This is a genomic window from Micromonospora sp. AMSO1212t, from assembly GCF_008868145.1.
GTDB lineage: Bacteria > Actinomycetota > Actinomycetes > Mycobacteriales > Micromonosporaceae > Micromonospora > Micromonospora tulbaghiae.
Map to the genome: position 1 here is coordinate 1 of NZ_WBKS01000275.1, position 577 is coordinate 577.

The window sequence follows — 577 nt, forward strand, 5'->3', positions numbered from 1 at the left end:
TGGCGCAGTGGTCGGTGGCTTTCCAGCAGCGGGTGCGGAAGCGGCAGCCTGATGGTGGGTTGAGTGGGGTGGGGACGTCGCCGGTGAGGCGGATGCGTCCGGCGGGGCCGAGGGCGGTGACGTCGGGGATGGCGGACAGCAGGGCTCGGGTGTAGGGGTGCTGGGGGCGGGTGTAGATGGTGTCGCGGTCGCCGATCTCGACGATCTTGCCGAGGTACATGACGGCGACGCGGTGGCAGAAGTGCCGCACGACGGCGAGGTCGTGGGCGATGAACACGAACGCCAGGCCGAGGTCGCGTTGCAGGTCGCGTAGCAGGTTGATGACCTGCGCCTGGATGGACACGTCCAGCGCGGAGACGGGCTCGTCGGCCACGATCAGCTTCGGTTTCAGCGCCAGGGCGCGGGCGATGCCGATGCGTTGGCGCTGGCCGCCGGAGAATTCGTGCGGGTACCTGTTGTAGTGCTCCGGGTTCAGGCCGACCAGTTCCAGCAGTTCCTGGACGCGGTGTTTGACGCCGCCGGGCGGGGTGATCCGGTTGACCTGCAACGGCATCGCCACGATCCGCCCGACCGTGTG

At 68.8% G+C, this 577-nt stretch carries 1 protein-coding gene; it reads right to left on the minus strand.

All coding sequences use genetic code 11. The annotated features are described in order from the left end of the window. On the minus strand, positions 1 to 577 hold a 577-nt coding region (locus tag F8279_RS29785), incomplete at both ends, for an ABC transporter ATP-binding protein (protein WP_151501721.1).